Origin of the sequence: Nocardioides sp. Soil774 (assembly GCF_001428125.1) — a bacterium.
Lineage (GTDB): Bacteria > Actinomycetota > Actinomycetes > Propionibacteriales > Nocardioidaceae > Nocardioides.
In genome coordinates this window covers 288,242-300,461 of sequence record NZ_LMSM01000009.1, presented here as the reverse complement: position 1 = coordinate 300,461, position 12,220 = coordinate 288,242, and the positions used below count along the sequence as shown (strand labels likewise).

Here is a 12,220-nt window from a genome sequence, read left to right as displayed (position 1 = left end):
CCAGACCCCGCAAGACCCTCGGCTGGAGGACACCAGCACAAGCACTCGACGAACTACTGTCAAACCCACCAAAACCAACCGGTGTTGCATCCACCGCTTGAATCCGCCGGCGGAAGAGGTGGCTGGGCCACCGCTGGATCAGCTCTTGCCGTGAGCCTTGGCAGCCTGGCGGTCGGCCTTCGCCGCGTCACGGGCAGCCTTGCGGTCGGCCTTCGCCGCGTCGCGGGCAGCCTTGCGGTCGGCCTTCATCGCGTCACGGGCAGCCTTGCGGTCGGCCTTCGCCGCGTCACGGGCAGCCTGGCGGTCCGCCTTCGCCGCGTCACGGGCAGCCTTGCGGTCCGCCTTGCCGGGGGCCGTGGTCGTGGTCGCCTGCTGCTGCGTCTCCTGCTGGGCCACCGGGGCCGCAGCGGGTGCGGGCGCGGCCGCGCCGGTCGAGGCCGCCTCGGGCGCAGGGGCGCTCTTCGCAACCGGCTGGACCTGGGGGGCGGCGGCAGCCGCGGTGAGCGGCTGCGCGGTCAGCTCGGCGGGGATCGGTGCCGCTCTCGGCTCCGGGGGCGCGACAGGCGTCGCCACCGCACGGGCATCGGCAGCGGGCGTCGCGATCGGTCGGCCGGGCCGGAAGACGTCGTCGATCCCGAAGCCCTTGCCGATGGACAGGCTCATCAGGACGGCGCAGAGCACCGCCACGAGAGCGAACCCCACGAGCGGCCGCTTCTGGTCAACCCCCACCGGGTCCCCTTCCCACATGCTGACGAGACGCCAGTGTGTCCGGGTCATGACGCGTGATCACAGCCGATGGCCCGGAATAGTCCGAAATGACTAGTGCGGACCAGTCACTTCGGGCTACGGGGAGCGCTCAGGCCGACTTCTTCTTGCGGCCCTCGGCCTCGCGCAGCACGAGGGTGGGCGCGACGTCGTCCTCGACGGTCTCGCGGGTGACGATCACCTTGGCGACGTCGCCGCGGGAGGGGACGTCGTACATCACGTAGAGGAGGACCTCCTCGATGATGGCGCGCAGGCCGCGCGCGCCGGTGCCACGCTCGAGGGCGGCGTCGGCGATCGAGTCGATGGCCTCGTCGGTGAACTCGAGCTCGACGCCGTCGAGGTCGAAGAGCTTCTGGTACTGCTTGACCAGCGCGTTGCGCGGCTCGGTGAGGATCTGCACGAGCGCCTCGCGGTCGAGCTTGTTCACGCTCGCGATCAGCGGCAGACGGCCGATGAACTCGGGGATCAGGCCGAACTTGGTGAGGTCCTCGGGACGCACCTGCGCGAGCAGGTCGTCGGCGTCGCGCTCGGCTGCGCCGCGCACCTCGGCGGTGAAGCCGAGCGACTTCTTGCCCACGCGCTGCTCGATGATCTGCTCGAGCCCGGCGAAGGCGCCACCCACGATGAACAGGATGTTGGTGGTGTCGATCTGGATGAACTCCTGGTGCGGGTGCTTGCGACCGCCCTGCGGGGGCACCGACGCGGTCGTGCCCTCCAGCATCTTGAGCAGCGCCTGCTGCACGCCCTCGCCGGAGACGTCGCGCGTGATCGAGGGGTTCTCCGACTTGCGGGCCACCTTGTCGATCTCGTCGATGTAGATGATGCCCGTCTCGGCCTTCTTGACGTCGTAGTCAGCGGCCTGGATGAGCTTGAGGAGGATGTTCTCCACGTCCTCGCCGACGTAGCCGGCCTCGGTCAGCGCCGTGGCGTCGGCGATCGCGAACGGGACGTTGAGCATGCGGGCGAGGGTCTGGGCGAGGTAGGTCTTGCCGCAGCCGGTCGGACCGATCACCAGGATGTTGGACTTCGCGACCTCGACCACGTCGTCCTTGGCCTTGCCGCTCACCGGTTGGAGGCCCGCCTGGACGCGCTTGTAGTGGTTGTAGACGGCCACGGCGAGGGACTTCTTGGCGTGCTCCTGACCGATGACGTAGGAGTTGAGGAACTCGAAGATCTCCTTGGGCTTCGGGAGCTCCTCGAGGCTGACCTCCGAACCCTCCGCCAGCTCCTCCTCGATGATCTCGTTGCACAGCTCGATGCACTCGTCGCAGATGTAGACGTTGGGTCCAGCGATGAGCTTCTTCACCTGCTTCTGGCTCTTTCCGCAGAAATTGCACTTCAGCAGGTCGCCGCCGTCACCGATTCGTGCCACGAGTCGTGTCCTCCAGTCTCGCCGGGTGGGGATCCCGGCGTTCAACACCTTGCACTGCGCTGCCTTGCGACGAGCCCCATGACGGTACCCCGAGCCGGCCCCCAGCGGGGGCCGGACACGGGATGTCAGGGGCCGTCATTTCCGCACCTCAGGTGAGGGCCGGGACGCCCTTGCGGGACTCGATGACCGCGTCGATCAGGCCGTACTCGACCGCCTGCTCGGCGGTGAGGATCTTGTCGCGCTCGATGTCGCGGCTGACCTGGTCGATGTCCTTGCCGCTCGAGTCGGCGATCATGCGCTCGAGGAGCTCGCGCATCCGCAGGATCTCGTTGGCCTGGATCTCGATGTCGGAGGTCTGGCCGAAGGTGCCCTCGGTGTAGGGCTGGTGGATCAGGATGCGGCTGTTGGGCAGCGCCATCCGCTTGCCCTTGGCGCCGCTCCCGAGCAGGATCGCGGCCGCGGAGGCGGCCTGGCCCAGGCACACGGTCTGCACGTCGGGCTTGATGAACCGCATCGTGTCGTAGATCGCGGTGAGCGCCGTGAAGGAGCCGCCGGGGCTGTTGATGTAGATGCTGATGTCGCTGTCCGGATTCATCGTCTCCAGGCACAGCAGCTGCGCGATCACCGCGTTGGCGACGTCGTCGCTGATCGGGGTGCCGAGGTAGATGATGCGGTCCTCGAAGAGCTTGGCGTAGGGGTCGATGCGACGGAACCCGTAGGAGGTCCGCTCTTCCCACTGGGGGATGTAGTAGTTCATGTCGTCAGTCCTTGGTCCGGGCCGGGCGGCCCTCGTCGGCGGCTTCGCGGGCGCTGGTGATGACCTGGTCGACCAGGCCGTACTCGACGGCCTGCTCGGCGGTGAACCAGCGGTCACGGTCGGCGTCGGCGATGACCTGCTCGACGCTCTGGCCGGTGTGGTCGGCGATCAGCTCGAGCAGCACCTTCTTGATGTGCAGCGACTGCTGGGCCTGGATCTTGATGTCGGAGGCGGAGCCACCCATGCCCGAGGAGGGCTGGTGCATCATGATGCGCGCGTGGGGCAGGGCGTAGCGCTTGCCCTTGGTGCCGGCGCACAGCAGGAACTGGCCCATCGAGGCCGCCAGGCCCATGCCGACGGTCGCGACGTCGTTGGGGATGTAGTTCATCGTGTCGTAGATCGCCATGCCGGCGTCCACCGAGCCGCCGGGGCTGTTGATGTGGAGGAAGATGTCGGCCTCCGGGTCCTCGGCGGAGAGCAGGAGGAGCTGCGCGCAGATCGCGTTGGCGTTCTGGTCGCGCACCTCCGAGCCGAGGAAGACGATGCGCTCACGGAGGAGGCGCTGGTAGATGTGGTCGTCGAGGCCATACATCCCACCGGCGCCGTTCATCTCGGGCGAGAGGGCTGGGCTGGAGTTCTGGTTCACGCTGGCGACACTAGCCGGAAGGTCGGACACTTCCACGCGCTGACCCGCTCTGTTCGCCCACAGCGGATTCCGCGAGCGAGACCTCCGCGAGCACCTCGCGGAAGACCCGCCAGCGCTCCGCACCGACCCGCGCCTCGCACGCCTGCTCGAAGTCCGCGAGCACCCGGCCGGACCGGGCGAGCGCGTCCCGCCCCCGGCGGGTGATGCGTACGCGTCGTGCCCGGGCGTCGTGGTCGGCGACCGCGACCTCGACCATGCCGAGCGAGGCGAGCTGGCGCACGAACTGCCCACACCCCTGCGTCGTCATGTCGACGCACTCGGCGAGCTCGCTGATCGTCAGCCCCTCGGGCGGCAACCACTCCAGCACCCGCAGCTGGGAGGGCCGCAGGTCGGGCGCATCCCGGGCCAGGAGCTCGCGCAGCCGCGAGAAGACCATCCCCATCATCATGGGCAGGTGCGGCTCCGCCGCCGGGACCCTCTTGACGACCGTCATGAAAGCAACTTACTTTTTCATTTCATGAAAGCAACTTTCGCGCCGCCGCCGCCGAACCGGCGCGAGGTGCTCGGCCCGGACGACGTCACCGACGCCGCACTGGAGGCGGTGCTGGCCGACCTCTGGCGCGTCCGCGCCGTCACCCTGCTCGAGTCCACCGCCGAGCCCGTCGCCTACGACGTCCCCTCCATCCTCACCGGCGCCCGCACCTGGGTGCGGGGCACGGCCGAGGTCGACGGAGCCGCTCGCGCGTTCACCCTCTTCGTCAAGCGGGTGCACCACTGGCGCCACTCACCGGCGTTCGCCTTCCTGCCCCCCGAGCTGGCGCAGTGGGCCGCCACCACCGTCCCGTGGCGCGCGGAGGTGCTCTGCTACGGCTCGGACCTCGCCGAGCGCCTGCCCGACGGCCTCACCATGCCGCGGGCCCTGCACATCGACGACCGGCCCGACGAGACGGCCGTGCTGTGGCTCGAGGCCGTCGAGCACGACGACGCGCCGTGGGACCGGACGACGTACGTCGAGGCGGCGCGGCTCCTGGGCCGGCTGGCGGGCAGCGCCGAGGTCGGCGACCTCGCCGACCTCGACCCGCAGGAGTGGCACATCCACTACTTCGTCGAGGGGCGCATCGCCCACACGGTGCTGCCGGGGCTCTTCGACGACGCCACGTGGCGACACCCCCTGGTCGCTCCCCACTTCGGCGACCTGCGGACGCTCCTGCTCGGGGTGGCGGGCCACCTCGACGCGCTGGCGGCCGAGTTCGCTGCGCTCCCCCACCGCGCCGCACACGGCGACGCCTGCCCCAACAACCTGCTGCGGCACCCGGACCGTCCCGGCTTCACGCTGATCGACTACGGCTTCTGGCGCTCGCAGCCGGTCGGGTTCGACCTGTCGCAGCTCCTGGTCGGCGACATCCAGGTCGCGCGGCGCGACGCCGACGACCTGCCCGAGCTGGCCGAGGCCTGCCTGACGGCGTACGCCGCCGGGCTCGCCGACGAGGGGCTGGAGGTCGCGGACGACGTCCTGAGGCGCTCGCACGCGGTGAGCCTGATGCTGTTCAACGGATTGCCCAGCCTGCCCACCGAGATGGTGGCCGAGGCGGACCGCCTCGAGGCCGGTGACGGGCTGGGCGAGGAGCAGCGACACGCGTGGGACCACTGGTCGGCGCAGCGCGCCGGTGTCGCGCGCTACGCCCTCGACGTGCTCGCGCGGACCGCCTGAGCGAGTTCCGGGGGGACTCAGGGGGGACTCCGGGGGTCTGGTGGAAATGAGGACCGGCGCCCACCCGAGGGGTGGACGCCGGTCCGGGCGCGTGCGGTGGGGCTCAGGCCTCGTCGTCCGCAGCGGCCTCGTCGCTCGCCTCGGCGGCGGTCTCCTCGACCGGCTCGCCGATGGTGCCGTCGGGGCGCAGGTTCTTCAGCTCGACCACGTTGCCCGAGGCGTCCTTGACGGTCGCCGCCTCGACGATCGTGGCCAGCGCCTTGCCGCGCAGGATCTCCTGCACGAGCTCGGGGATGTGGTTGTGCTCGAACATGTGGTTGGCGAACTCCTGCGGGTCCTGCCCGGACTGCTGGGCACGGCGCACGAGGTGCTCGGAGAGCTCGGCCTGGTCGATGCCGAACTCCTCCTTCTTGGCGATCTTGTCGAGGATGAACTGCGCGGCGACGGCGTCACGCACGCGGCGGTCGAGGTCGGCCTCGAACTCCTCCTGGGTCTGGCCCTCGTCCTCGAGGTACTTCTCCATGGTGATGCCGGCGAAGCCGAGCTGCTGCTCGACGTTGGCGCGACGGGCGTTGAGCTCGTCGGTGACCATCACCTCGGGGAGCGGGATCTCGACCTTCTCCAGCAGGGCCTCGAGCACGGCGTCGCGCGCGGCGGCGGCCTGCTCGAGACGCTTGCCGCGACCGAGGCGCTCGCGCACGTCGGCGGTGAGCTCCTCGGCGGTGTCGAACTCGGAGGCGAGCTGGGCGAACTCGTCGTCGTACTCAGGCAGCTGCTGCTCCTGCACGGCGGTAATCTTGACGGTGACCTGCACGGGCTCGCCGACCAGGTCGCCGCCCACGAGCTCGGAGTCGAAGGTCTTCTCCTCGCCGGCGCTGAGACCGGCCAGGGCCTCGTCGAGACCGTCGATCATGCCGCCGCGGCCGACCTTGTAGGACATGCCGGTGACCTCGCCGCCCTCGACGGCCTCGCCCTCCTTGGCCGCGACCAGGTCGATGGTGACGAAGTCGCCGTCGGCGGCCGCGCGCTCGACCGGCACGAGGGTGCCGAAGCGCTCACGGAGCGCCTCGACCTGCTCGTCGACGTCGGCGTCGCTGATCTCGATGTCCTCGACGCTGGCCTCGAGGCCGTCGTAGGCCGGGAGCTCGAAGTCGGGCTTGACGTCGACCTCGGCGGTGAACTCGAGGGACTCGTTGTCCTCGAACTTGGTGACCTCGATCTCGGGCTGCGCGAGCGGCTCGAGGTCGTGCTCCTGCAGCGCGGCCATGTAGGACTGGGGCACGACGGCGTTGATCGCCTCGTCGAGGACCGGACCGCGACCGACCTGGCGGTCGATGACCGCCGGCGGGACCTTGCCGCGGCGGAAGCCGGGGACGTTGATCTGCTTCGCGATCTTCTGGTACGCCGCGTCGAGGCTCGGCTTGAGCTCCTCGAAGGGCACCTCGACGGTCAGCTTGGCCCGGGTCGGGCTCAAGTTCTCGACGGCGCTCTTCACAAATGTCTCCTGATGCAGATGGTCGGGGGGACGTGCGGCATCGCCAGGGCTCATACACCCGACGACCGCAAACCACCAGAGTCTATCGAGGGCGCCACCACACGCCGAATCACGCCCTTCGAGGGGTCGGGGCGACAGGACTCGAACCTGCGGTCTCCTGCTCCCAAAGCAGGCGCGCTAGCCACTACGCTACGCCCCGCCAAGCCGGCTCCGGGCCGCCCGTGCGGCGGTCCGGCACCTGCTTGGAGCGGATGACGGGAATCGAACCCGCGTAGCCAGTTTGGAAGACTGGGGCTCTACCATTGAGCTACATCCGCGCTGCACCGCGGCGTCGTCGACGCCGGTGCGGGAGTCATGGTGCCACACGCGCGGGCGCCGCCCACACTCCACGTCCGGAGCCGGCCCACGAGGGTCAGCGCCGGTGCACCAGCAGCAGCGCGCGGTCGTCGTTGCGCGAGCCGAGCGACTCGACCAGACGCCTGGCCCCGCCCTCGAACTCCCCGCGCAGCAGCCGCTCGGCCTGCCCGAGCATCCGGTCGATGCCCAGACCGATGTCGCGGGTGCGGGTCTCCACCATGCCGTCGGTGTAGAGCAGCATGGCGTCGCCATGGCGCATCACCCCCGACACCGCCTCGAACGTGGCGCCGTCGATGAGCCCCAGGACCGGCCCCTCGGAGTCGAGCACCTCCCAGCGCCCCGACCCGGCGTGGCGCAGGGCGGCCGGCGGGTGCCCGGCGCTGCGGATGTCGTAGTGGCCGGTGGCGAGGTCGAGGGACAGGTGGATCGCGGTCGCGAACCCCTCGTCCCAGTCCTGGCGCAGCAGGAACGTGTTGGCGGCGGTGAGGAACTCGGCCGGCGGCAGCGCGCTCAGCAGGCCGCCGATCGCGCCGGAGAGGAGGAGCGCCCGGGTGCCGGCGCCCTGGCCCTTGCCGGAGACGTCCACGACCGCGACCTCGAGCCGGTCGCCCACACGGGAGGCGACCACGAAGTCGCCCGCGAAGGGGGTGCCGCCCGCGGACCGCAGCTCGGCGGCGGCGTACCACTCGTCGGGCAGCGCGGGGATGCCGCCCTGGCGCAGGATCCGGTCGCGCAGGTCGACGAACATCGTCTCGCCCTGGATGCCGGCGACGCCGAGGCGCGAGCGCCGGAACGACGACATCAGCACGAGGAAGCCGAGGCCGAAGATCGTGATCACGGTGAGCGAGATGCGCACGTTGATGTCCTGGCTGGGCACGACGCCTGCGAGCACGGCGAGCACGAACACCACGAACCACGGCAGGTGGCGCGGCCCGAGCATCAGGCTCGACACCACGAGGGGCACCAGCAGCAGGTTGAGCGGCACCTCGTCGAAGAGCCAGATGGCCGTGCCGATGAGCAAGGTGCTGAGCACGAGGAGCACCAGCACCCGCGACCCGCGCGGCACGACCCGGTTGAGCAGGCCCTCCAGGCGCTGGCGCACGTCGGGGCGGGGCCGCTGCGCGCGAGCAGCACTCATGGCCGGGCTCCTCGCGACGTCGTGGTGTCCTTGGACGCAGACTGTACGGCGCGGGAACGGAACGTGGGCTGACATCGCGGACACCAGAAGCTGTTGCGTCCGGCGAGCTCCGCGGTGCGGACGGCCGAGCCGCACAGCAGGCACGGCATGGCGGTGCGCCGGTAGACGTAGACCTCTCCCCCGTGATCGTCCTTGCGGGGCTCGCGGCCCATCGCCTCGGGGGTGTGCTCGGGGCGCACGGTGTCGATCCGCCCGGTGCGCACGCCCTCGGCCATCAGCTCGACCAGGTCGGCCCACATCGCACGCCACTGGCCCACGCGCAGCGTGCTGCCCGGACGGAGCGGGTGGATGCGGTGACGGAAGAGCACCTCGGCGCGGTAGACGTTGCCCACCCCCGCCAGCACCTTCTGGTCCATGAGCAGGTCGCCGATCGGCCGCGGACTGCGCGAGATCCGGCGCCAGGCCACCTCGGGGTCGGCGTCGGGGCGCAGCGGGTCCGGCCCCAGCCGCCCCAGCACCTCCGCACGGCGATCGGGGCCGATGAGGTCGCACACGATGGCGCCGCGCAGGTCGGCGTACGACGTCCCGCGGGGGTCGCCGTCACCCGCGGCCACCAGCCGCAACCGCACCTGGCCGACCGGTGCTGGCACCTCCTCGACACCCGCGTGCACGTCGAAGGTGCCGATCAGCCCCAGGTGGACGTGCACGAAGCGCTCGGCCTCCAGCTCGACGAAGAGGTGCTTGCCAGCCGAGTCCGCACCGAGGAGGCGGGAGCCGTCGACCAGCGCGGCGTCGGCGGCGAAGCGTCCCTGCGGCGAGGTCACCTGCACCACCCGCCCCGCGAACGCGGCGGTGAGGTCGTCGGCCAGCCGGCGGAGGGTGTGGCCCTCAGGCATCCGTGCGGTCGTCGGGTTCGCCGGCGGGACCGCGCAGGGCCGACTCGGGCAGCGGCGGCAGCTCGTGCGACTCGTCATACGTCGTCAGCTGGCCGATGCGGCGCACGTGGCGCTCGTCGCCGGGGAAGGAGGTGGTGAGGAAGACCTCGACGAAGCGGGTCATCTCGTCGACCGAGTGCATCCGCCCGCCCACCGAGACGACGTTGGCGTCGTTGTGCTCGCGCGCGAGCACGGCGGTCTCCTCCGACCACACGAGCGCGCACCGGATGCCGGTGACCTTGTTGGCCGCGATCTGCTCGCCGTTGCCGGATCCGCCGATCACGACGCCGAGGCTGTCCTGGCCCTCGGCGCGCTCGGCGGCGACCGCCTCGCCGGCCCGGAGGCAGAAGACGGGGTAGTCGTCGAGGGCGTCGTAGACGAACGGGCCGTGGTCGACGGCCTCGTAGCCGTGGTCGACCAGCCAGTGCAGCAGGTGGTCCTTCAGCTCGAGGCCGGCGTGGTCGGAGCCCAGGTGAACGCGCATGGGAAAAGTCTGGCAGAGCGCGCCGACGGTCGTGAACGTGAGGTGGAGGCGCCGAACCTGCCCTGTGCGGACGCCGACCACTGTCGGTGGCTCCTGCCATGATCAGAACACGTTCGAGATCACGGAAGGGGAGGTGGATGACGGCGCAGCAGACCACCAACACATGGCAGTGCGAGGACCTTCACGCGCTGGCTGACCTTCTCGCCGACCTTGTCCCGGCTGACCTTCCGGTCGAGCATCTCGACCAGCTCGAAGCCCTGGAGCGGATCAAGGCCGCCGCCTCGGCAGCCCAGGTCGCGGTCACTGCGACCTTCGCCGACACCTGTGACAGCGAGGACGCGCCAGTGTCGGGGCGTCGTACGCCGCCGCGGGCGATGTCGATCGGCGCCGAGGTGGCGCTGTCCACCCTGGCCAGCCCCCACGCGGGCGAGCAGCGGGTGCTGCTGTCGCGCCGGCTGCGTGACGACCTGCCCCTGACGCTTGCTGCGCTCGCGCGCGGGGAGCTGACCGAGGACCGGGCCTTCGCCGTCGCCCGCGAGGTGGCCCACCTGGTGCCCGAGCAGCGCCGCGCGGTCGACGACGACCTCGCCTCACGGCTGGCCGGCCTCGGCGACGTGCGGCTGCGAGAGACCGTGCGTCGCTCCTGCCTCACGATCGCGGCCGAGGCAGAGACCCGGCGATACCACCGAGCTCGCGCCGACCGCCGCGTCACGTCACGCCGGCACGACGACGGCACCGGCCGGCTCACCGCTGTCCTTCCTCTCGAGGTCCTCGCGACGGTCCGCTCCGCCCTCGACGCCGCCGTCGCGACCGCCCGCACCGACGGCGACCCGCGCACCGCAGGCCAGGTCCGCGCCGACACCCTCGCCGCTCGGATCACGGGCCGCGACCCCGCCAACGACGCACCGGCCGTGCGGGTCAACCTCGTCGTCGGCGTCGAGTCCCTCCTCGGCGACGGCACCGAGCCCGGCCTGATCCCCGGCGCCGGCCTCCTGCCGGCCGCCTTCTGCACTGACCTCGTCCGCCGCGCGAGCGCCGCCGCCAAGGCCAGCCTCCGCCGCCTCTTCGCGACACCACACGAGCGGGCCCTCGTGGCGATGGAGTCCAGCAGCCGTCGTTTCGACGGCCTCCTGGCCGAGCTCCTCACCCTCCGCGACGGCGGCACCTGCCGCACTCCCGGCTGCAATGCCGCGATCCGCCATCTCGACCACGTCGAGGGCGCCGCCGCGGGCGGCGCCACCCACGCATCCAACGGCCAAGGGCTCTGCGAGCGCTGCAACTACCTCAAGGAAACCCCCGGCTGGACCTCCTGGGTCTCCCAGACGCCACCAGACGCCCGCCATGAGGTCCATGGCGTCACCCAGCACCTCCGCATCCTGCGATCCACCGCCCCACCCCTGCCCGGAGGGCCAGCCGGAGGCTGGGACTATTCACCCTGCGAGCTCCGGCTCGCGAGCAGCTTCACTCTGGCGTCGTAGGCGCGTCCTGCCTGCCGAACCTGGCCAGGCAGTGCCACAACCACTTCACCGCCTGCGGGTCGTGGTCGCCACGGCTGGCCGCCGCGGCGAGCCGGGCGGGGGTGAGCGTCGTCAGCCAGGGCATCGATGACCGTGGAGACGCCGGAGCGCCAACCGGGGTTGGAAGTGCACGGTCATGCGCGGGGCCATGCGTCGACCGTTCCCGCTCAGATGAGGTGCTGGTCGAGCCACCCGGCGACCTGGCGCACCAGCGGCTCGGAGGCAGTGAAATGCGCGTGCCGCCAGAAGCCGTGGACCTGGCCCAGGCAGCGGATCCCGACGGTCTCCACGCCGGCCTCCGCGACGCGGCGGGCCAGCTCTTCCCCCTCGTCACGCAGCGGGTCGTGCTCGGCGGTGGCCACGAAGGTGGGCGGGAGGGTGTGCAGCCGGTCGGACAGCAGCGGCGCGAGGTCGGGGTCGTCGTAGTCGGCCTCGCTGCGGGCGTAGTGCTCCCAGTACCACCGCGCCTCGGCCCGGTCGAAGCCGGACTCCGCACCCTCGCTCCACGAGGCGAAGCCGGCCCGCGGGTCGAGGAAGGGGTAGACCAGGGCCACCGCCCGGAAGAAGCCCGGGTGGCGCAGCGCGGCGACCAGGGCGAGGTTGGCGCCCGCGGAGTCGCCGTGGGCGGCGTACGGCCCCGGGAGGCCGGTGCGGCGCAGCCACCCGACCACGGTGTCGAGGTCGTCGGGGGCGGCGGGGAACTTCGCCTCGGGCGGGCGGCGGTAGTCGACGCTCAGGACCTGGCGCCGCAGGCGGTTGGCGAAGCGGCGGCAGACGCCGTCGTGGACGTCGATGTCGTTGAGCACGAAGCCGCCGCCGTGCGCGTGGACGACGAGGCCCGGGACGGCGTCGGCCGGCGTGTAGAGCCGGCAGCGCACACCGTCGGCGTCGACGTCCGCGACCGCGGCGACGTCCTCGCGGGGCAGCGCGAGGTTGGCGAGCCGGACCTCCTCGCGGTGCGCGGCCAGGTCGAAGCCCGGCGCGCCGAGGTCGGGACCGGCGTCGGCTTTGACCGCCGCGCGCACCTCGGGGTACATCACCGC

Annotated in this window: 13 protein-coding genes and 2 tRNA genes; 2 read left to right on the top strand and 13 right to left on the bottom strand. The window is 71.3% G+C overall.

What is annotated here, in order from left to right:
• Positions 1-138: 138 nt before the first annotated feature.
• From ASG76_RS15515 to ASG76_RS15495, 5 genes are all read right to left on the bottom strand, one after another.
• Positions 139-702 (bottom strand): hypothetical protein, encoded by a 564-nt coding sequence (locus ASG76_RS15515; protein WP_056605263.1) that lies wholly within the window; start codon positions 700-702, stop codon positions 139-141.
• Between the two features lie 154 nt (positions 703-856).
• A complete protein-coding gene (clpX, locus tag ASG76_RS15510) occupies positions 857-2,137 on the bottom strand; it encodes an ATP-dependent Clp protease ATP-binding subunit ClpX (RefSeq protein WP_056605259.1) in 1,281 nt (426 codons plus the stop codon).
• A gap of 148 nt (positions 2,138-2,285) precedes the next feature.
• Complete coding sequence (locus ASG76_RS15505) at positions 2,286-2,894, bottom strand: ATP-dependent Clp protease proteolytic subunit (RefSeq protein ID WP_056605256.1); 609 nt, start codon at positions 2,892-2,894, stop codon at positions 2,286-2,288.
• A gap of 4 nt (positions 2,895-2,898) precedes the next feature.
• Positions 2,899-3,504 carry an ATP-dependent Clp protease proteolytic subunit gene (locus ASG76_RS15500; protein WP_056605349.1) on the bottom strand — a complete coding sequence of 202 codons (606 nt, stop codon included), beginning with the start codon at positions 3,502-3,504 and terminating at the stop codon, positions 2,899-2,901.
• Between the two features lie 46 nt (positions 3,505-3,550).
• A complete protein-coding gene (locus tag ASG76_RS15495) occupies positions 3,551-4,033 on the bottom strand; it encodes a MarR family transcriptional regulator (protein WP_056605253.1) in 483 nt (160 codons plus the stop codon).
• Between the two features lie 24 nt (positions 4,034-4,057).
• Here ASG76_RS15495 and ASG76_RS15490 point away from each other — a divergent pair, with 24 nt between their 5' ends.
• Positions 4,058-5,251, top strand: a complete 1,194-nt coding sequence (locus ASG76_RS15490) for a phosphotransferase (RefSeq protein ID WP_157559149.1) — start codon at positions 4,058-4,060, stop codon at positions 5,249-5,251.
• A 103-nt stretch (positions 5,252-5,354) separates the two neighbouring features.
• Here the strand turns inward: ASG76_RS15490 and tig are convergent, their stop codons facing one another.
• From tig to ASG76_RS15460, 6 genes are all read right to left on the bottom strand, one after another.
• Positions 5,355-6,746 carry a trigger factor gene (gene tig, locus ASG76_RS15485; RefSeq protein ID WP_056605247.1) on the bottom strand — a complete coding sequence of 464 codons (1,392 nt, stop codon included), beginning with the start codon at positions 6,744-6,746 and terminating at the stop codon, positions 5,355-5,357.
• Between the two features lie 126 nt (positions 6,747-6,872).
• A tRNA-Pro gene (locus ASG76_RS15480) sits at positions 6,873-6,945 on the bottom strand.
• A gap of 44 nt (positions 6,946-6,989) precedes the next feature.
• A tRNA-Gly gene (locus ASG76_RS15475) sits at positions 6,990-7,063 on the bottom strand.
• A 95-nt stretch (positions 7,064-7,158) separates the two neighbouring features.
• Positions 7,159-8,241 carry a PP2C family protein-serine/threonine phosphatase gene (locus tag ASG76_RS15470; RefSeq protein ID WP_056605244.1) on the bottom strand — a complete coding sequence of 361 codons (1,083 nt, stop codon included), beginning with the start codon at positions 8,239-8,241 and terminating at the stop codon, positions 7,159-7,161.
• On the bottom strand, positions 8,238-9,137 hold the full coding sequence (locus ASG76_RS15465; protein WP_056605241.1) for an Fpg/Nei family DNA glycosylase: 900 nt from the start codon (positions 9,135-9,137) through the stop codon (positions 8,238-8,240). The genes ASG76_RS15470 and ASG76_RS15465 overlap by 4 nt, the downstream gene beginning before the upstream one ends.
• On the bottom strand, positions 9,130-9,660 hold the full coding sequence (locus ASG76_RS15460; RefSeq protein WP_056605238.1) for a ribose-5-phosphate isomerase: 531 nt from the start codon (positions 9,658-9,660) through the stop codon (positions 9,130-9,132). The genes ASG76_RS15465 and ASG76_RS15460 overlap by 8 nt, the downstream gene beginning before the upstream one ends.
• A gap of 137 nt (positions 9,661-9,797) precedes the next feature.
• Between ASG76_RS15460 and ASG76_RS15455 the strand changes: the two genes are divergently transcribed.
• Complete coding sequence (locus ASG76_RS15455) at positions 9,798-11,138, top strand: DUF222 domain-containing protein (RefSeq protein WP_056605235.1); 1,341 nt, start codon at positions 9,798-9,800, stop codon at positions 11,136-11,138.
• Here the strand turns inward: ASG76_RS15455 and ASG76_RS19170 are convergent.
• Both ASG76_RS19170 and ASG76_RS15450 read right to left on the bottom strand, forming a co-directional pair.
• On the bottom strand, positions 11,122-11,262 hold the full coding sequence (locus ASG76_RS19170) for a hypothetical protein (protein ID WP_157559148.1): 141 nt from the start codon (positions 11,260-11,262) through the stop codon (positions 11,122-11,124). The two genes, ASG76_RS15455 and ASG76_RS19170, sit on opposite strands and share 17 nt — an antisense overlap.
• 82 nt (positions 11,263-11,344) lie before the next feature.
• Positions 11,345-12,214, bottom strand: a complete 870-nt coding sequence (locus tag ASG76_RS15450) for an alpha/beta hydrolase (RefSeq protein WP_157559147.1) — start codon at positions 12,212-12,214, stop codon at positions 11,345-11,347.
• Positions 12,215-12,220 lie beyond the last annotated feature (6 nt).